The following is a 16,580-nucleotide window of genomic DNA, read 5'->3' on the forward strand; positions in this document are numbered from 1 at the left end:
TCGGCGAGAACCCCGTGGCGCAATCTGGGAATTCGAGGCATCTTGGCCGCCAAGGAGAAGACGAATGAATCTGGACACCAGGGCAACAGGAAATGCAGGCGTCGGGAATGCCCGCGCCCTATGGTTTCCGGCCGCCGGCACCTGCGAATTGCGCGACGAGACCATTCCGCCCGTTGTCGAGGGCGAGGTGCTGGTGCGCATGCTGTTCAGCGGCATCAGCCGCGGCACCGAGAACCTCGTCTTCAACGGCCGCGTTCCTTCGAGCGAATTCGATCGCATGCGCGGCCCCCATATGGGCGGCGAATTCCCCTTTCCGGTCAAGTACGGCTATTCGGCCGTCGGACAGATCGAGGCAGGCTGCGCCACCCTTGTCGGCAAATCCGTGTTCTGCCTTCATCCGCATCAGGATTTTTTCAACGTCAGCCAGGCCGCCGTGACCGTGCTGCCCGACGGACTACCACCGGCCCGCGCCGTACTGGCCGCCAATATGGAGACGGCGCTGAACATCGTCTGGGACGCCCGCATCCTGCCGGGTGATCGGGTCGCCGTGTTTGGCGCGGGCGTCGTTGGTGCCCTTGTCGCCTATCTCGCGTCACGGATCGTGGGAACCGAAGTCCTGCTCATCGAGCGAAACCCGGCAAGGCAGATCCTGGCCACACGTCTCGGCCTTGCCTTTGCCGCGCCCGACGAGGTGAGTGGCGAATTCGACGTGGCCGTCAACGCGTCCGGTTCGGCCGAAGCTCTCGCCCGGGCCATCGAACTGGCCGGGCAGGAGGCGCGCATCGTCGAGGCGAGCTGGCACGGAGACAGAGCCGTCAGCCTGCCGCTCGGCGGCGCCTTTCATGCGAGGCGGCTGTCCATCGTCAGTTCCCAGGTGGGGTCCGTGCCGCCGTCGCGGCGCGCGCGCTGGACCTATGCGAGGCGGCTTGCCAAGGCCCTCGACCTGCTGCGCGACGACCGCCTCGACGCCTTGATCTCCGGAGAGACCCGCTTCGCCGAGCTTGAGAGCGCCTACCCGGCCATCCTCGCCGATCCACAAACCCTTTGTCATCGTATCCGCTACCAAGACCAACGTTAAAGAGTGAGAGCCCATGTTCGCCGTTGAAGTCCGTGATCACATCATGATCGCCCACAGCCTGCCCCGCCCCGTTTTCGGTCCCGCCCAGGGGATGCATGGTGCAACCTTCGTGGTCGATGCCGCCTTTTTCACCCGCGATGTCGACGAGGACGGCCTGGCCGTCGACATCGGGGCGGCGACCACCGTGCTTGGCGAGGTGCTGAAGCCGCTCAACTACCAGAATCTCGATGAACTCTCCATTTTCACTGGAAAAATCACGACGACGGAGGTGATCGCCAAGCATATCTTCGACGCGCTCGCGCGCGCGGTCGCCGACAAGAAGCTCGGACCGGGCAGCCACCGCATCTGTCGGCTGAAGGTGACGCTCCACGAGTCCCACGCCGCCCGCGGCTGGTACGAGGCCGACCTTTGAGCCTCAGCGTCACCTTCGCCTATCCCGGCGACCTTAACCTCAACACGGGCGGTTATGCCTATGATCGCCGGGTGATCGCCGGCCTCTCCGAAATCGGCTGGTCGATCGAACGGCTGCCGCTGGGCGAAGGCTTTCCCGCCCCGGCCCCCGAGGTGAAGCGCGAGGCCGAACGCCTGCTGTCGGCACTGCCGGATGGCGCCCTTGTTGTCATCGACGGCCTTGCCTTCGGCGTGCTGGACGAATGGGCCAAGCGCGAGGCCCGCCGCCTGTGCATCGTCGCCCTCGTCCATCATCCGCTGGCGCTCGAGACCGGCCTCGATATGCACGAGCAGGGCCGGTTCCACGCCTGCGAGCGCCGAGCGCTGTCCTTCGCCAGGCATGTCATCGTCACCTCGCCGATGACGGCGCGCGAGCTGGATGCCCATTACGGGGTGCCTCCGCGCCGGATCACGGTCGCCATTCCGGGCACCGATCCAGCGCCCATCGCCGCCGGCACCGGCGATCCGCCGCACATCCTCTCCATCGGCACGCTGACACCGCGCAAGGGTCACGACGTCCTCATCGCCGCGTTGAAAGAGGTGGAGCACCTGCCGTGGCGGGCGACGATCGTCGGTAGCCAAACCCTCAATCCTGCGACAGCCACGCTTCTGCGCCGGCAGGTCGAAGCCCTTGGGCTTGCTGCCCGGATTTCGCTTGCCGGCGAATGCGACGATCCGCGCGCGCTCCTCGCGGGCGCCGACATCTTCGCGCTCGCCAGCCGCTTCGAGGGTTATGGAATGGTTTTCGCCGAAGCCCTTTCGCAGGGACTGCCGATCGTCGCCTGCCGGACAGGCGCCGTGCCCGACGTCGTTCCGGACGAGGCCGGCCTACTGGTGCCTGTCGATGACGTCGGCGCCTTCGCCCAAGCCCTGCATAGCCTTCTGACTGACGAGACCCTGCGTCGCACGAAGGCCGAAGCGGCAAGGTGCGCGGGCGCGAAATTGCCGGGCTGGGCAATGACGTCCGGCATCATCTCGACCGCATTGGGGGCCCTTCGATGAGCGGCTTCGACAAGGACTGGCTGGCACTGCGCGAGCCCGCCGATCAGGCGGCCCGCCATGCTGGACTGGTGGACGACCTGGCGCACTATCTCGCCGGCAGGCAGGAGGCGCGCATTCTCGACATCGGCTGCGGCACGGGTTCGACCTGGCGCAGCCTTGGTGGTCGACTGCCCGGCGCGGTATACTGGCAGCTGCTCGACTACGACCCCCTCCTGCTGGAAGAAGCGGAGCGCCGGATCGGCGCGAACGGCAGGGTCGGGTTTCGCCGGCACGATCTCAACGACATCGACGGCCTGCCACTGGAAGGCGTTGATGTCGTCACCGCGTCCGCGCTGTTCGATCTGTGTTCGGAGCGCTTCTGCGAAGCCATTGCCGACCGGCTCGCATCGGCGCGCCGCGGCCTCTACGCGGCGCTGAACTATGACGGGATCATGCGCTGGACGCTGCCCCACCCGCTCGACGAACCGATGGTGGACCTGTTCAACCGGCATCAGCGCACCGACAAGGGGTTCGGCCCGGCGCTCGGCCCCGACGTCACGGCCTGCCTCGCCCGCCAGTTCGCGGCACGCGGTTTCGGCGTCAGGATCGGCGAGAGCCCATGGCGGATGGACGCCGGTTCGACAGCCCTGCAGGTCGAGCTGCTGAACGGCCTGCGCCGTCCGCTTCTGGAGATGTCCGAACTGTCCGAGGAAACCGTCGCCGGCTGGCTGGAATACCGTCTTTCGGCGATCGGCGAACCGGGCAGCTCATGCCTGGTTGGCCACACGGACCTCCTGGCCCTGCCGGTCTGAGGCACGGCCCCGCTCCAGCCGGCAGTCGAACAGGATGTCGCTGCCCAGACTGTAGACTTCGGTCACCGGGCGATGCGCGCCGGCGAGCCGCTCGATCGGCGACAGGATGATCCCGCTCGGCCCGGACCCGATGATGATCGGGGAAATGGCGACATGCAGCCGGTCGACGAGGCCTGCATCGATGAACCGCGCGATCGTGCGCGCGCCGCCTTCGACCAGAACCCGCAAAAGGTTCCGTCTTGCCAGCGCATCGAGAATGTCCTGCGGGTCGAGCCCGCAGGCCTTGGGCTCAAGATCGATCACCTCCGCCGTCGGCAGCGCCCTACCCCTGGCATTCGCGCCGCGGAACACGATCACGGGCGCCCCGCCATCATGAAACAGGCTTTCATCACCCTCCAGGACCGCGTGACAGTCCACCACCACGCGCACCGGCGCCGGCCCCTTGACCATCCTGACAGAGAGCTTCGGATCGTCGGCCCTGACCGTTCCCACGCCGACGATGACGGCATCGACCAGCGCCCGGCATCGATGAAGATGCGCAAGGCCGTCTGGCCCGGAGATAACGCGCGCATCACCCGCAGGTGTCGCGATGCGCCCGCAGAGCGATTGCCCCACCTGCGCCAGCACGAACTGCCCGCGCGCGCCGGCGATCGGCGAATAGAGGCCATAGGCGGCATCGGAGGCCGCAATGTCGGCGGCTCCGCGGCTAAGGGCCAGCAGCCGCTCCCACGTCGTCTCGGTGATCTCCATGCTGCGCATCGTCGGCCTTAAAGTATCCGGTAGAGCGTGTTGTCACGCTTGATCACATGATGAAGCAGCACGGCTCCGATATGCAACGCAAATAGTAGCAAAAGGATCCACGCGCTCCAGCCATGGATCGCCGAAAGCGTCCCGGCGATGTCGGGCGCCTTGTCGAGCGGGCTCCAGACCGGCACGAGGCCGAACCAGACCAGCGGAAAGCCATGCGCGTTGGTGGCGAGGAACCCGCTGACCGGCATGACGATCAGGAACACATAGAGCAGGCCGTGGACGGCGGACGCCGCGAACCGCTCGATCGCCGGCCCCTGCGGGTGCGGCGGTCTTGCGATGAGCTTGTTGCCAACACGCAGCAGCATCAGCCACAGCACCAGGAAGCCAAAACTCTCGTGGACCATGTAGAAATCCAGCGACACTTCCTTCTTGGTGAACTGGATGAACAAGCCGAGCGGCCAGGTCGCAAGAACGAGCGACGCCACGATCCAGTGAAGAATGCGCGACGTCGCCGGATAGCGCTCGACGCGGATGACCGCTTCCGACGGACAGAGCGCCTGGGAAAGAATGTTCATTTCACCGACCTTGGACACGATCATCTCCCGAGAGTGGACCCGTTGCGGGCGCCAGCAAAAGCACGCCATGGCCAAGGCGGGTCACAGGCGCGAATACCCATACGGCAGAGTAGCGCGCCGAGCGGACTGGAGTAAATGCCGTTGCGTGCATGACACTTGTATTCGCGTGCAAACTGACACGTCGCAGCGGACCAATCTCGGCCAGAGCTAAAAGCAGCCAGATTCGGAGAACGGCTGAAACCGAACAGTTCTCCGAACCGGATATCCATCCCTACTCGGCAATCGCCACCCCAGGCTCACCGGCGGGCTGAATTTGCAGCCTCCCGATGGCCGAAATTTCACACCATGACAGCGGAGGCTTTGTCTGTTCCGTCGATCCGCAGCAGCCAGTCGACGAAGCTGCGCCCCCATAGCGTTCCATGGTCGCGGGTGCGAGGCAGAATGTCAGACCCGTGATCAGCCCTGCCAACCTGCCAGCGGAATTTCGTGTGATACGTCGTGGTTACGCCCGTTGACGTGTTGCGTTCAGCAGCGGATGCCGCAACCGGTGACTTCCTGCGTCCAAACAAGAGACGTAGACCATTGGTTCAATTCAGTATTTTCAGGAGGTAGAGCTTGCCATGGCAGTGGAATATCGGGAGCCTTGGTGCGGGCGGCGGGGATCGAACCCGCACAGCCGAGGCCGAGAGATTTTAAGTCTCTTGCGTCTACCAGTTTCGCCACGCCCGCGCGGCAACCTGTTTCACCGACTTGGGCGTCAAGGTCAAGGGAGGTCTTGCGCCGGTCGCGATCTCGCCTCCGCATCGACGGAGCGGTGCGTTGAGCGCGTCGCGTCGCGGGATCTGCCGCGTGCAGGCGATTTCACAAAACGATCATCAAAGCATCGCTCACCCGCAACGAAGTGTGGCTAGGAAAGTCGCCGGCCAGCCGGCGCAGATCGGATTTTTCCCGCAGAGCGCGTGGCCAATGACCGGGACGTCCGCCCCAGTCAAACCAAGCCGCATTACCGGCACGCGCCTTCGCGTCCGGCCAACCCATTGCCGAAAGAGCACCAAGATGGATTCGATCCTCAATTCCACCGCGCTGTCGCGCCGCAACCTGCTGAAAACCGGCAGCTATCTGGCGGCCCTCGCCTCGCTCGGCCTTCCGGGCCTCTCGTTTGCCGCAGACATGGCCGACTGGGCCGCTGCCCCGGACCTCGAAAAGGCCAAGGAAGAGGGCAAGCTGTTCAACACCTACGGCATGCCGGACAGCTGGGCAAACTACGGCGAGATCATCCAGTCGCTGGGCAAGGCCCATGGCTTTGCCCCCGAACATGCCGACACCGACATGAGTTCGCTCGAAGAGATCACCAAGTTCGACGCTGAGAAGAACAATGCCGTGGCGATCGCCGCCGACATCGGCATCCTGTTCGGCAAGGTTGCCGAAGCCCAGGGCGTGGTACCGGACTACATGCCGCCGAACGCCGCCAAGCTGCCGGTCGGCCTCAAAGGTGAGAAGGGCGGCTGGGTCGCCACCTTCACCGGCGTCCCGGCCATGGTCGTCAACGCCGATGTCATCAAGAATGTACCCAAGACCTGGGACGACCTGCTGAAGCCGGAATATACCGGCAAGGTTGGCGCGGTGAACGCGGCCGGCGGCGGCGGCACCGACATCGCCATCTTCCTCGCCTGGGCCTTTGCCCATGGCGGCAGCGACACCGACCTTTTGCCCGGCGTCGAATTCGCCAGGCGGATGGCCCCGCAGTACACCACCGCCTCGCAGAACGCCCAGACGCTCGAGCGCGGCGAAGCACCGATCCAGATGAAGTACGACTTCAACTGCATCGCCGCCGCCGACGCGCTGAAGAAGAAGGGCATCAACGCCCAGGTCGTCATTCCCGGCGTTTCGGTCTATGCACCGTCCGCCCTGATGCTCAACCGCTACAACCTCGCCAAGATGAACGTCGCCAAGCTTCTGATCGACTACGTGCTGTCGGACGAGGGTCAGGTTCTGTTCGCCAAGTTCGGTGCGCGCCCGATCCGCTGGGTGCTCGGCGACCTCGACCTGCCCGCCGAAGCCAAGGCCAACTGGCTGCCCGATGCCGACTATGCCCAGGTCAAGCAGGTGGCCGACTGGTCGAAGGTCGACATGGAAGCCATCGTCACCGCCTGGCAGGAACAGGTCCTCGGCGGCTGATGCACCGCATGCGCTCCGCAAACACCCCTTCGCTCGCCGTCAAGGCGGGCGAAGGCTCCCTTTCCCCTGCCGCGACCCGGATCAGCGCCTTTCTCGGCGATTGGGCGCTGGCGCTGCCGCTGATTCTGGTTGCCGGCACGGTCCTCCTCATTCCCTGTTTCGCCATGGTGCTGTCGAGTTTTTCGGCCGCCGACGGCAGCCTGACTCTGAAGAACTGGATCGACACCTTTTCGTCGAAGTCCGCCGTCAGCGCCATTACCGGCAGCCTGCTGCTCGGCTTCACGGTCGCGACAATCGCGGCGGCCGTCGGCATACCGCTGTCGCTGATCATCGCCCGAATGCCCGGTTTCGGCCGCTCGCTCAACATGGGCATCCTCAACGTTGCCTCGCACTTCGGCGGCATCGGCCTCGGATTCGGCTTCATCGCCGCGCTCGGCACCTATGGCATGGTGACGCTCAGCCTCAACGCGCTCGGCATACCCTTCGTCCCGCCGAAGCAGAATTCCTTCTGGGGCCTCGTCCTCGCCTATGAATATTCCAACATCCCGCTCTTCGTCATCCTGACGCTGCCGGCGGTCGCGGCCCTCAAGACCGAGTGGTGGGAAGCAGCCCAGACCGCGTCTGCGAGCCGCGCGCAGTTCTGGCGCCACATCGGCCTGCCCATCCTCGGGCCGTTCTTCATCGGTTCGTGGCTGCTGATCTTCACCTGGGCCGTCGGGCTTTACGGCCTTCCGGTCGCGCTCAACGGCTCCGCGCCGGGTTCGTTCCGTCTCATCACGCTGGAAATGGCCAAGTCGCTGACCGGCTCCTTCTTCGGCAAGAACTACATGCCGGTCTATGCCGTGGTTCTGATGCTGTCGGCCGGCCTGACGCTCGGCTGCTACCAGTTCATTCTGCGAAGGGGCACACGATGGCTGAGCTGACATCCTCCGCACCGATACTTTCGCAGCCCGTCGCCGCGACGCGGGCACGGCTCGCCAGCGGCCCCGCCACCGCGGTCTGGCCCTCCTGGCTGATGCTCGCGACCTATCTGGCCTTCGTGGCGGTCCCGATCGTCGCCGTCGTCCTCTACAGTGTCGCGACCCGCTGGACGACCTCGATCCTGCCGGACGGCTATACGCTCAGCCACTGGCTGGCGGCGGTCCGCGACCCGCGTTTCCTCACCGTTCTTGTGCGCACCTTCCTGCTGGCCGTCGCGGTCTCGGCGCTCACCGTGGCCTTGGTCACGCCGGCGGTCTATTGGCAGCATGTGCGCAATCCGCGTATTCGCACCGTGCTCGGCCTGCTCGCCGGCATCCCCTTCGCCCTGCCTTACGTGGTGATCGGTTTCGGCCTGCTGAAAGTCACCGGCGAGATCGCCCCCTGGCTTCAGGGTACGGCGGGTCTGCTGCTGCTGGCTCAGGTATCCGTCGCCTTTTCCTTCGCCTACTGGTCGATCGACGCCTCGATGACCGCCACCAATGTGGTGGCGCTGACCGAAACCGCACGAACCTGCGGCGCCGGCCTGTGGCAGACGCTTCGTCATGTCATCCTGCCCAATGTCCGGGCCGGCATCGTCAGCGGCGCGATCCTCGCCTTCGGAGTCAGCTTCGGCGAACTGGCCCTGGTGCAGATCCTGGTCGGCAGCCGTTTCGAAACGCTCGAACTCTACATGCTGAACATGCTGAAGAGCGCGGATGCCGACTTCAACATCCTGGCGGTCATCACCATGATCAGCTTCGTCATCACGCTCGTGCTGACTGCGGCCGTCGCCTACCTTTCGCGCGGTGCCGGCAGCTCCGCCGGCCTTGGCGCCTCCCTCGATATGAAGAGAAAACGATGAGCACCATAACCATCGAAGAGGTCAGCAAGGCCTATGGCCCGAAACTGGCGCTGGACGGCCTGTCGCTCGATGTCCACTCCGGCGAGATGATCGCAATCCTGGGGTCCTCCGGCTGCGGCAAGACGACCCTGCTGCGATGCTTGGCCGGTCTCGTCACTCCGGATTCCGGCACCATCCGCTTCGGCGGCGAAGACGTGACCCGGTTGCCGCCTCAGGAGCGGCCGATCGGCATGGTGTTCCAGAGCTACGCCCTCTTTCCCAACATGACGGTGGCAGGCAATATCGGTTTTCCGCTGAAGGTTCGCGCGCGCCCGGCCCGGGAGATCGCAGACCGGATCGAGGAACTGCTCGACCTCGTCGAACTGACCGCGCTGGCCGGACGCTATCCGAACGAGCTCTCCGGCGGCCAGCAGCAACGCACGGCCCTTGCCCGAGCGCTTGCGCCCGCACCGCAGGTCCTATTGCTCGACGAGCCGCTCTCGGCGCTGGACGCCGTCGTGCGCGACAATCTGCGCGACGAATTGCGGCGTATCCAGCAGAAGGTCAGGACGACCGCACTGCTCGTCACGCACGATCAGGCCGAGGCACTCGCGGTGGCGGATCGCGTCGTGGTCATGCAGGACGGGCGGATCGAGCAGCTGGCGACGCCGGAAGTGCTTTACGACCATCCGCGGACGGCCTTCAGCGCCTCGTTCATCGGCAACCGCAACGCGCTCCGTCTGCCTGTGGTGGGCGGGACCGTCCGGCTCGGAAAGGCCCTCGCTCTGGAAACCGTGACAGCCGCAACGGCGGCGATCTTCGTGCGTCCCGAAGACGTGAAGCGATCGCCACCCGGTTGCGGCGAACCTGCCCAGGTGGAAAGCCGGATGTTCCAGGGACAGACCACCCGATTCTATCTCCGGCTGGACCACGACGGGGATGTCATGCATCTGCGGGCCGACTGGCCGGCGCGGGAGGTGAGCGATATTCGTGTCGGAGATACCGTCCACATCGCCCTGGCGCCGGAGGACGTTCACGTCTTCCAGGCATGAACACCCGCGGCCGGCTTGACATCAACCCTCGAAGGCGACGCCCAGTTCCTTCGGATTGCGCCATTTGACGGTGCAGTGGCGCACGCTGCCATCCTCGAAATTCAGCTGGAAGGCGTCGGGGACGTCGAAGGTCTGTTCGAGCACCAGCTTGGCGCCCACGGCCGATAGATTGCGGACCATGCAGTCGAAGGTGGAATAGCCGCCCGGCAGCACGATACGGGCCGCTTTCAGCGCGCGAAGCCTCGTTGCGGTGCGTCTCTCGTCCATGGCATTGCTTCCCGTTCGGTTCGTCCGAACGCTATATCGCCATTCGCTAATTTTTCCTTGGCCGCGAGGGCTAATTCCGGCCGCGGCGAAAATAAACGAGGGGCGGAGGTCGAAACCCCCGCCCCTCTTTCAGCCCGCAAGGGGCTAATGCCAGGTGCAATGTTCAGGCGAGCTTGGCCGCGACCTTGGCGACATGGGCGCCCTGGTAGCGGGCGGCTTCCAGCTCGATCTCGGAGGGCTGACGCGAGCCATCACCATCGGTGATGGTCGAGGCGCCGTAGGGCGAACCGCCCTTGACGGCTTCGACGCCCATCTGGCCCTGGAAGGCGTAAGGCAGGCCGACGACGACCATGCCGTGGTGCATGAGGGTCGGGATGAAGCCGAGAATGGTCGATTCCTGGCCGCCGTGCTGGGTCGCCGAAGAGGTGAAGACCGAGCCGACCTTGCCGACCAGCTTGCCCTGCGCCCAAAGGCCGCCGGTCTGGTCCCAGAAGTTGCGCATCTGCGAGGCGACCGTGCCAAAACGGGTGCCGGCGCCGACGATGATCGCGTCATACTGGTCGAGTTCGGCGGGCGTGGCGATTTCGGCCGTCTGGTCCATCTTGAAGTAGGAAGCCTTGGCGACGTCTTCCGGAACCAGTTCCGGAACGCGCTTGACGGTGACGTCTGCGCCGGCCGACTTCGCGCCTTCGGCAGCGGCGTAGGCCATGGTTTCGATGTGGCCGTAAGCGGAATAGTAGAGAACCAGTACCTTAGCCATTTCGTATCTCCTTGTGGGATGGACGTCGAACGCCCGCGTTGAATTCCATGACGGATATGTAGCCCACTGTGCGTTGCGGACCAGCCACCGCCGCGGCGACGCACTGTTCACTCATCCGCGAAGGAAATCGCATATTGGCGTCATATTTCGTGAACGGCTCCGCCTGCGGCTCAGCGCTCTTGCCAAGCCAAGCCGAGCCGATAGAACTGCTCTGCCAACCGATCGGGACAGACTCATGACTGACACGACCATCAAGACTGCCGCCATGCTCGCCATCGGCGACGAACTCCTGTCCGGCCGGACCAAGGACAAGAATATCGGCCATCTCGCCGAAGTGCTGACACTGGCCGGGATCGACCTCAAGGAGGTACGGATCGTCGGCGACGAGGAGGACGAGATCGTCGCGGCCCTCAACGCCCTTCGCGCCCGCTACACCTACGTCTTCACCTCCGGCGGCATCGGGCCGACCCACGACGACATCACCGCCGATGCCGTGTCGAAGGCCTTCGGCGTGCCGTGCCTGCACGATGCCGGGGCCATGCGGCTGCTGGGCGAGATGTACGAGCGGCGCAACATGGAATTCACCGAGGCCCGCCAGCGCATGGCGCGCATGCCCGAGGGCAGCCGCCATATCGCCAATCCGGTGTCGGTCGCGCCGGGCTTCATCATCGGCAATGTCCATGTGATGGCCGGCGTGCCGCAGGTTTTCCAGGCCATGCTCGATTCGGTCGTTTCCACGCTTCCGGCCGGCGCCAAGGTCCTGTCGCGCTCCATCGCCTGCCCGTTCGGCGAAGGCGACATCGGCACGCTGCTCGGCGCGGTGCAGAAGGCCCATCCTCAGACCTCGATCGGTTCCTATCCGCATTTCGACGGACAGCGCTTTTCCACCGAACTGGTGGTGCGGGCGCGCGACGGCGAAGCGCTTGAATCCGCGGCACGCGCTGTCGTGGCCATGATCGACGCGCTGACCACCGCGCGGGAAGGTGCCCGGGCGAAAGATCTCGGCACCGGCGAACTTGCCTGAGAACTTCGGGCGAAGGCATGGCCGCTATTGACCGAAGTCAAGGAAGGCCCCAAGGATTGGCGCCATTAATCGATCACGCGGGATGTGACCATCACCGCTCGAGGGAGATAATTATGGGCTACAAAACCATTCTTGCCGTCTTGGACACGCCCAGGAACGCGCAGCAAATCACTGATTTTTCTATTTCGCTCGCCGAGCAGTTCCAGTCGCATGTGATCGGCCTGCATGCCGAAGCGCTGGCCACCGTGCCGCTGGTCGCACCAATGGAAATCCCCGACCCGTCGACCGTCCAGGCCCTGCAGGACATGGCCCATGCCGAGACGCTCGACGTCGAGAAGATCTTCCGCGAACGGGCCGAACGCAACGGCACTTCCTATGAGTGGCGCAGCTTCGTCTCCTCTGCCGGCTACGGCGCCTCCTCGCTGGTCGACAGCGCCCGCAATTGCGATTTGGTGATCGCCGCGCAGGGTGAGAACACCATCCTGTCGGAGAGCCGGGCCGACCTTGAGCACTTCCTGTTCGAGAGCGGCCGTCCGGTGATTCTCGTTCCCTACATCCTGAAGGAGCCGAAGCCGATCAAGCGCGTACTGATCGCCTGGAACGGCTCGCGCGAGGCGGCCCGCGCCACCTTCGACGCCCTGCCCTTCCTCAAGGCAGCCGATTCCGTCGAGGTCTTTTCGGTCGACCCGCCGGAGACCCGCACCCAGTCGTCGACCATGGCAGGCGCCGAGATTGCCGCGACACTTGCGCGCCACGGCGTCAACATCACCGTCGTTCGCCAGGAAACGGATCATCTACCGGCTTCGGCGGCGATCGAGAACCGTCTCTCCGACAGCTCGATCGACCTCTTGGTCATGGGCGCCTACAGCCACAAGCGCTGGTGGGAAATGCTGTTCGGCGGCGTCACCCGCACCGTGCTCGAATCAATGACGGCGCTGACGCTGCTTTCGCGCTGACGCCAAGGGGCAAGCCCTTGCCTTGCCCCTTCAAATACCGCTAATAGCAGCGGGCAAGGACCCAGGCCCTTGCGGGCAAGTTTCGCGCGGCGCCAGCCGCGCGATCGGCGTCACCGGTCAGGCCGGACGCTGTCGCATTTCCCGCAACCGGCCGGTCTCGAAACCGCCGGGAAACGCCGGCAATTCAAAAAACACGCCTGCGCGGAGCCCCAGATCGATGTCCCTGCCCGATAAAGCCTTTCCCGTTTCCTGGGATCAGTTCCACCGCGATGCCCGGGCGCTGGCCTGGCGGCTCGCCGGCCTCAAACAGGATTTCCGCGCCATCGTCTGCATCACCCGCGGCGGCCTGGTACCGGCGGCGATCATCTCGCGCGAACTGAACATCCGGCTGATCGAAACGGTCTGCATCGCCTCCTATCACGACTATACCAGCCAGGGCGACATGAACCTCTTGAAGGGCATTTCCGCCGAATTGACCACTGAAGGTGGCAAGGGCGTGCTGGTCATCGACGACCTGACCGATACCGGCAAGACGGCGACCGAGGTCCGGGCCATGATGCCGAATGCGCATTTCGCCTGCGTCTATGCCAAGCCGAAGGGCGTGCCGACCGTCGACACCTTCGTCACCGAAGTCAGCCAGGACACCTGGATCTATTTCCCCTGGGACATGGGCTTCACCTACCAGGAACCGATCGCCAAAAAACATGGCGGCTGAGCCACACCGGGCGGCTTAAGCGCTGCACGACAAGAAACGACCAAGGGCGCGATATTCTCGCGCCCTTGGTCGTTTTCGTTCCGGCCAGAGGCTGGACCTCAGATGACGGCGAAGTCCAGGTGGGTCAGCAGCAGGCTCGGGTTGAGCACGGCGATCAGCGTGCTGCCGCCGGCCGCGCTGCCATTGGTGTCATAGTAGAGCTCGCCGGTATCGCTCTCGTAGATCAACCGATCGCTCGCATCCTCGGCCAGACCGCTGGTGTTGCGAACAAAAGCCGTCGACGCGAGCGCGCCTGCCGCGCCGAGCGCAGTGAACACGCTGTTCTCCAGCCAGATCACGTCGTCGGCGACCGAGAAGTCGGTGATCGTGTCGACATTGGTGGCGGCGTTGGGCGCCGAGTGGAAGACGAAGGCGTCGATACCTGTGCCGCCCGTCAGCGTATCATTGCCGATACTGCCATACAGCCTGTCAACGCCGGCTCCGCCCAGAATGGTGTCATCGCCTGCTCCACCGTTGATGGTGTTGTTGGCACCGTTGCCGACAATGACATTGTCCAACGCATTGCCGGTGCCGTTGATACTGCTGGAACCGCGAAGCGTCAGCCGTTCGATTGTCGCATAGCCCACCAGCGAGCGCGTGATGGTCGAGACGATCGCATCATTGCCGCCCGAGTCGGTGACCGTGTCGTTCTCGGCGCCGAGCATGTAGGTATCGTTGCCCAGACCGCCGATCAACGTATCAAGACCGGCAGCGCCATCGAGCACGTTGTTGCCGGCATTGCCGGTGATGATGTTGGCAAGTCCATTGCCCGTGCCGTTGATATTCGCGGACCCGGTGAGCGTGAGGCGTTCGATCGTCGCATAGGCAGCCAGCGTGCGGCTGATCGTCGAGGTGATGGTATCCGTGCCGCCGCTGTCGATGACGGTGTCGTTTTCGTTCGTCAGCGCATAGGTGTCGTTGCCGATGCCGCCGTTCAGCGTATCGGCGCCGCCCCGCCCGAACAGGACGTCATTGCCGCTGCCGCCGTTGAGAACGTTGGCTGCACTGTTGCCATAGAGGATGTCGTTTCCGGATCCGCCGGTCGCATTCTCGATGATCGTTCCACGGGCGATACCGAGGTTTCCGATCAGCCCGCCGGTATCGGAATAGGTTTCCGGATTGAGGTCGATGCGTTGCGCGGCCGTCACCCAGCTGAAGTTGAGCGTGTCGATACCGCCAGTATCAACGATCGTGCGTGCCACGTGATCGCCGAAATCCGACTGGAAGTTGTAGGTGTTGTTTCCGGCGTTGATCGCGGTGACGCCATAGAGGTCGCGCATGGCCAGAATGTCAGCGATCATCGGGGTCACGATGAAGGCATAGCTCGCCTCGACATAGGTGTTATCGGTTTGCGAGAAGTAGGACATGATCGTGGCCTGCCACGAATCGTTGGCATAGTTGTTGTCGACGCCGTAGGTCGCGTTGCCGTTGTAGTTGCCGGCATGACCAAGGCCCAGAGCGTGACCGATTTCGTGGATATAGGTCTGCAGCGAATAGCTGTTGCGCGTCGTGCCGTAGGAATCGAGCCAGTCGGTCGATACGTTGACGAACGACGACACGATCGTATTGCCCGTCGTCGTAGAGGTCGAGTAGGCACTATTAGGATCGCTGTCGTCGAACGTGATCTGCGCCGTGCCGGATGTGAGCGTGAAGCGGATGCCGGTAGCCGCCGTCCAGGCATTGAACGCCCAGATCGCCATTTGCTGGCCGGCAGCGGTCAGCGCCGTGATGTTGACGGTCAGGGACTGTCCGGCATTGATGTCGAAGGCACGACGGCTCGCGCCCTCCGATTCCCAATAGCCGTTCGTCAGCTGGTTGGCGATCTGGTCGTTGGTGTAGACGGTCGGCGGCGGTGCGACGGCAGCCGTCAGCGTGTAGCCGCCAGAGTAGGCGTTGTTCAGGCCGCGTGCGTTCAGATAGTAGGTGCCGCTGGCCGTCGCGGTGAAGGTGATGGCGGAATTATAGCCGCTCGTACCGCCATCATCGTCTCCGACCAGGATCGAACCACCCGAATTCAGCAATTCGAGGTAGGTGTCATAGACGGGACTGCCGCCCGAACCGTTCAGGGTGAACGTATAGGTCTGCCCCGCGGTCAGCTGGATCCGGACCCAGTCATTATCACCGACCGCCGCCAAAGTACCGGTGAAGCTGTCGCCCGCCGCCATGGTATAGCCGGTGCCGGTGCTCGCGGCGGCGTCGGTAGTCTCGGTAAAGCTTGCATTCGTGTTGGCGGACGTTGCCGCGAGCACGGAAGAACTGTCGTTGATGCCCATTGCGGCAAATCTCCTCGCCTAAATCAGGGTTTTGGGAACTGGATTTTCGATGCCATGACAAGACCGCGCGCAAATTCGCGCAGCGACCGCTTGTTCAATTCTGCATCCGAGATTGTCGTGGTGATGACGGGTCCAAGCACGTAGCCGCCCGGCGAATTCTTCTTGCCGCTCCAGGCGAGCCGCCCGGCGATCGCATACTTGTCGATCTTGAGGATATCGAGCCTGATGACATTGCCGACAGGCTTTTCCGCGGCGGCGCCCTCGCGCACCATAAGCTGCGGGTATTTCAGCCGCACCTCCTTGGCCACCTCGGCGCAGGCCGCCCTGTAGGCGTCGGCGTTCTTGGCCGTCGCAGGCGTATCGCAATAAAGCACGGGCACGCCGGCAGCGGAAGCACTGCCCGTCCCGACAATCGCCATCACAAAGGGAACCATCCAGGTGAAATATTTCATAGATTGACCAAGCTCTGGAGAACGCGTTGCGCGCGCGTCGGATATGCGCAAGACTCTATCGGATCGACGCAAATTAGCAATCCGAGAAGCGCGGCGGATCAGACCATGTTTGGGCAAATCCGTCCGCCCTGCCGGAACCGGCCTGCCCCAAAAAACTGTGGCCGAAATCCTTTCATGAAGGTTAATGCGGTCGGCGAACGAGACCCGCCGAATCCTGCCGCCGGCGGCGGTCCAAGGAAAATCCAAACGATTCCATCGACATGGCTCCTTTCCCCGTTTTCCACAGGCGGTAACCACAATATCTTGTATTAATAAATTCGTCATAACCCACCCCTTGACGGAATCAGGCCTTTTAAAGTTAATGCATTCTTATGTTGCGGCGGCGACTGAACCGGACATAACGAGGCCGGTTCGTTC

At 63.9% G+C, this 16,580-nt stretch carries 17 protein-coding genes and 1 tRNA gene; 11 read left to right on the plus strand and 7 right to left on the minus strand.

Annotated elements, in window-relative coordinates; genetic code table 11:
- The first annotated feature begins 64 nt into the window (after positions 1–64).
- Genes L867_RS0104905 through L867_RS0104920 form a run of 4 tightly spaced genes read left to right on the plus strand, consistent with a single transcriptional unit; the run spans position 65 to position 3,321 of the window.
- Entirely contained in the window at positions 65–1,078 is a 1,014-nt protein-coding gene (locus L867_RS0104905; protein ID WP_028735842.1) for a zinc-dependent alcohol dehydrogenase, read from the plus strand.
- A 13-nt stretch (positions 1,079–1,091) separates the two neighbouring features.
- The gene (locus L867_RS0104910) at positions 1,092–1,490 is read left to right on the plus strand and encodes a 6-pyruvoyl trahydropterin synthase family protein (protein WP_028735843.1); all 399 of its coding nucleotides are present in this window, start codon (positions 1,092–1,094) and stop codon (positions 1,488–1,490) included.
- Positions 1,487–2,530 (plus strand): glycosyltransferase family 4 protein, encoded by a 1,044-nt coding sequence (locus L867_RS0104915; RefSeq protein ID WP_028735844.1) that lies wholly within the window; start codon positions 1,487–1,489, stop codon positions 2,528–2,530. The genes L867_RS0104910 and L867_RS0104915 overlap by 4 nt, the downstream gene beginning before the upstream one ends.
- A complete protein-coding gene (locus tag L867_RS0104920; RefSeq protein WP_028735845.1) occupies positions 2,527–3,321 on the plus strand; it encodes a class I SAM-dependent methyltransferase in 795 nt (264 codons plus the stop codon). Before L867_RS0104915 ends, L867_RS0104920 begins: the two co-directional genes overlap by 4 nt.
- Here L867_RS0104920 and L867_RS0104925 read toward each other — a convergent pair.
- The 3 genes from L867_RS0104925 to L867_RS0104935 all read right to left on the minus strand — a co-directional run bounded on the left by L867_RS0104925 (position 3,277) and on the right by L867_RS0104935 (position 5,375).
- The gene (locus L867_RS0104925; RefSeq protein WP_232363891.1) at positions 3,277–4,071 is read right to left on the minus strand and encodes a RibD family protein; all 795 of its coding nucleotides are present in this window, start codon (positions 4,069–4,071) and stop codon (positions 3,277–3,279) included. The two genes, L867_RS0104920 and L867_RS0104925, sit on opposite strands and share 45 nt — an antisense overlap.
- A 17-nt stretch (positions 4,072–4,088) precedes the next feature.
- On the minus strand, positions 4,089–4,646 hold the full coding sequence (locus tag L867_RS0104930) for a cytochrome b (RefSeq protein WP_051438868.1): 558 nt from the start codon (positions 4,644–4,646) through the stop codon (positions 4,089–4,091).
- Positions 4,647–5,290: 644 nt separating this feature from the next.
- Positions 5,291–5,375, minus strand: a tRNA-Leu gene (locus L867_RS0104935).
- Between the two features lie 327 nt (positions 5,376–5,702).
- On the opposite strand from L867_RS0104935, the gene L867_RS0104940 reads away from it, so the two are divergent.
- The 4 genes from L867_RS0104940 to L867_RS0104955 are packed head-to-tail and all read left to right on the plus strand — an operon-like array spanning position 5,703 to position 9,677.
- Positions 5,703–6,824 carry an ABC transporter substrate-binding protein gene (locus L867_RS0104940; protein WP_051438829.1) on the plus strand — a complete coding sequence of 374 codons (1,122 nt, stop codon included), beginning with the start codon at positions 5,703–5,705 and terminating at the stop codon, positions 6,822–6,824.
- A gap of 8 nt (positions 6,825–6,832) precedes the next feature.
- Complete coding sequence (locus L867_RS0104945; RefSeq protein ID WP_146086584.1) at positions 6,833–7,747, plus strand: hypothetical protein; 915 nt, start codon at positions 6,833–6,835, stop codon at positions 7,745–7,747.
- Positions 7,735–8,646, plus strand: coding sequence for an ABC transporter permease (locus L867_RS24615; protein ID WP_051438830.1), 912 nt, complete (start codon positions 7,735–7,737; stop codon positions 8,644–8,646). Before L867_RS0104945 ends, L867_RS24615 begins: the two co-directional genes overlap by 13 nt.
- Positions 8,643–9,677 (plus strand): ABC transporter ATP-binding protein, encoded by a 1,035-nt coding sequence (locus L867_RS0104955; RefSeq protein ID WP_028735850.1) that lies wholly within the window; start codon positions 8,643–8,645, stop codon positions 9,675–9,677. The genes L867_RS24615 and L867_RS0104955 overlap by 4 nt, the downstream gene beginning before the upstream one ends.
- Before the next feature lie 21 nt (positions 9,678–9,698).
- On the opposite strand, the gene L867_RS0104960 is transcribed toward L867_RS0104955, so the two are convergent.
- Together L867_RS0104960 and wrbA are read right to left on the minus strand one after the other, a co-directional pair.
- Entirely contained in the window at positions 9,699–9,944 is a 246-nt protein-coding gene (locus tag L867_RS0104960) for a PilZ domain-containing protein (protein WP_028735851.1), read from the minus strand.
- Between the two features lie 163 nt (positions 9,945–10,107).
- Entirely contained in the window at positions 10,108–10,704 is a 597-nt protein-coding gene (gene wrbA, locus L867_RS0104965; protein WP_028735852.1) for an NAD(P)H:quinone oxidoreductase type IV, read from the minus strand.
- 235 nt (positions 10,705–10,939) lie between these two features.
- Between wrbA and L867_RS0104970 the strand changes: the two genes are divergently transcribed.
- The 3 genes from L867_RS0104970 (at position 10,940) to gpt (ending at position 13,399) form a co-directional block, all read left to right on the plus strand.
- Entirely contained in the window at positions 10,940–11,728 is a 789-nt protein-coding gene (locus L867_RS0104970; protein WP_028735853.1) for a competence/damage-inducible protein A, read from the plus strand.
- Positions 11,729–11,841: 113 nt separating this feature from the next.
- Entirely contained in the window at positions 11,842–12,684 is an 843-nt protein-coding gene (locus L867_RS0104975) for a universal stress protein (RefSeq protein WP_028735854.1), read from the plus strand.
- 217 nt (positions 12,685–12,901) lie between these two features.
- Entirely contained in the window at positions 12,902–13,399 is a 498-nt protein-coding gene (gene gpt / locus L867_RS0104980; protein WP_028735855.1) for a xanthine phosphoribosyltransferase, read from the plus strand.
- A 98-nt stretch (positions 13,400–13,497) separates the two neighbouring features.
- Here gpt and L867_RS26340 read toward each other — a convergent pair whose 3' ends face one another.
- Positions 13,498–15,711, minus strand: coding sequence for a M10 family metallopeptidase C-terminal domain-containing protein (locus tag L867_RS26340; RefSeq protein WP_051438831.1), 2,214 nt, complete (start codon positions 15,709–15,711; stop codon positions 13,498–13,500).
- Positions 15,712–15,734: 23 nt separating this feature from the next.
- Positions 15,735–16,487, minus strand: a complete 753-nt coding sequence (locus L867_RS27280; RefSeq protein WP_146086585.1) for a hypothetical protein — start codon at positions 16,485–16,487, stop codon at positions 15,735–15,737.
- Between the last annotated feature and the right edge of the window lie 93 nt (positions 16,488–16,580).

This window comes from Paenirhizobium selenitireducens ATCC BAA-1503, assembly GCF_000518785.1.
GTDB classification, from domain to species: Bacteria; Pseudomonadota; Alphaproteobacteria; order Rhizobiales; family Rhizobiaceae; genus Allorhizobium; species Allorhizobium selenitireducens.

What these genes read in the sequence shown, in the direction of transcription:
- L867_RS0104955 (WP_028735850.1), top strand. Translation starts at nt 8,643, where the DNA reads ATGAGCACCATAACCATCGAAGAGGTCAGCAAGGCCTATGGCCCGAAA.
- L867_RS0104925 (WP_232363891.1), bottom strand. Translation starts at nt 4,071, where the DNA reads ATGGAGATCACCGAGACGACGTGGGAGCGGCTGCTGGCCCTTAGCCGC.
- L867_RS0104940 (WP_051438829.1), top strand. Translation starts at nt 5,703, where the DNA reads ATGGATTCGATCCTCAATTCCACCGCGCTGTCGCGCCGCAACCTGCTG.
- L867_RS24615 (WP_051438830.1), top strand. Translation starts at nt 7,735, where the DNA reads ATGGCTGAGCTGACATCCTCCGCACCGATACTTTCGCAGCCCGTCGCC.
- wrbA (WP_028735852.1), bottom strand. Translation starts at nt 10,704, where the DNA reads ATGGCTAAGGTACTGGTTCTCTACTATTCCGCTTACGGCCACATCGAA.
- gpt (WP_028735855.1), top strand. Translation starts at nt 12,902, where the DNA reads ATGTCCCTGCCCGATAAAGCCTTTCCCGTTTCCTGGGATCAGTTCCAC.
- L867_RS0104945 (WP_146086584.1), top strand. Translation starts at nt 6,833, where the DNA reads ATGCGCTCCGCAAACACCCCTTCGCTCGCCGTCAAGGCGGGCGAAGGC.
- L867_RS0104960 (WP_028735851.1), bottom strand. Translation starts at nt 9,944, where the DNA reads ATGGACGAGAGACGCACCGCAACGAGGCTTCGCGCGCTGAAAGCGGCC.
- L867_RS26340 (WP_051438831.1), bottom strand. Translation starts at nt 15,711, where the DNA reads ATGGGCATCAACGACAGTTCTTCCGTGCTCGCGGCAACGTCCGCCAAC.
- L867_RS0104920 (WP_028735845.1), top strand. Translation starts at nt 2,527, where the DNA reads ATGAGCGGCTTCGACAAGGACTGGCTGGCACTGCGCGAGCCCGCCGAT.
- L867_RS0104910 (WP_028735843.1), top strand. Translation starts at nt 1,092, where the DNA reads ATGTTCGCCGTTGAAGTCCGTGATCACATCATGATCGCCCACAGCCTG.
- L867_RS0104970 (WP_028735853.1), top strand. Translation starts at nt 10,940, where the DNA reads ATGACTGACACGACCATCAAGACTGCCGCCATGCTCGCCATCGGCGAC.
- L867_RS0104905 (WP_028735842.1), top strand. Translation starts at nt 65, where the DNA reads ATGAATCTGGACACCAGGGCAACAGGAAATGCAGGCGTCGGGAATGCC.
- L867_RS27280 (WP_146086585.1), bottom strand. Translation starts at nt 16,487, where the DNA reads ATGACGAATTTATTAATACAAGATATTGTGGTTACCGCCTGTGGAAAA.
- L867_RS0104975 (WP_028735854.1), top strand. Translation starts at nt 11,842, where the DNA reads ATGGGCTACAAAACCATTCTTGCCGTCTTGGACACGCCCAGGAACGCG.
- L867_RS0104930 (WP_051438868.1), bottom strand. Translation starts at nt 4,646, where the DNA reads ATGAACATTCTTTCCCAGGCGCTCTGTCCGTCGGAAGCGGTCATCCGC.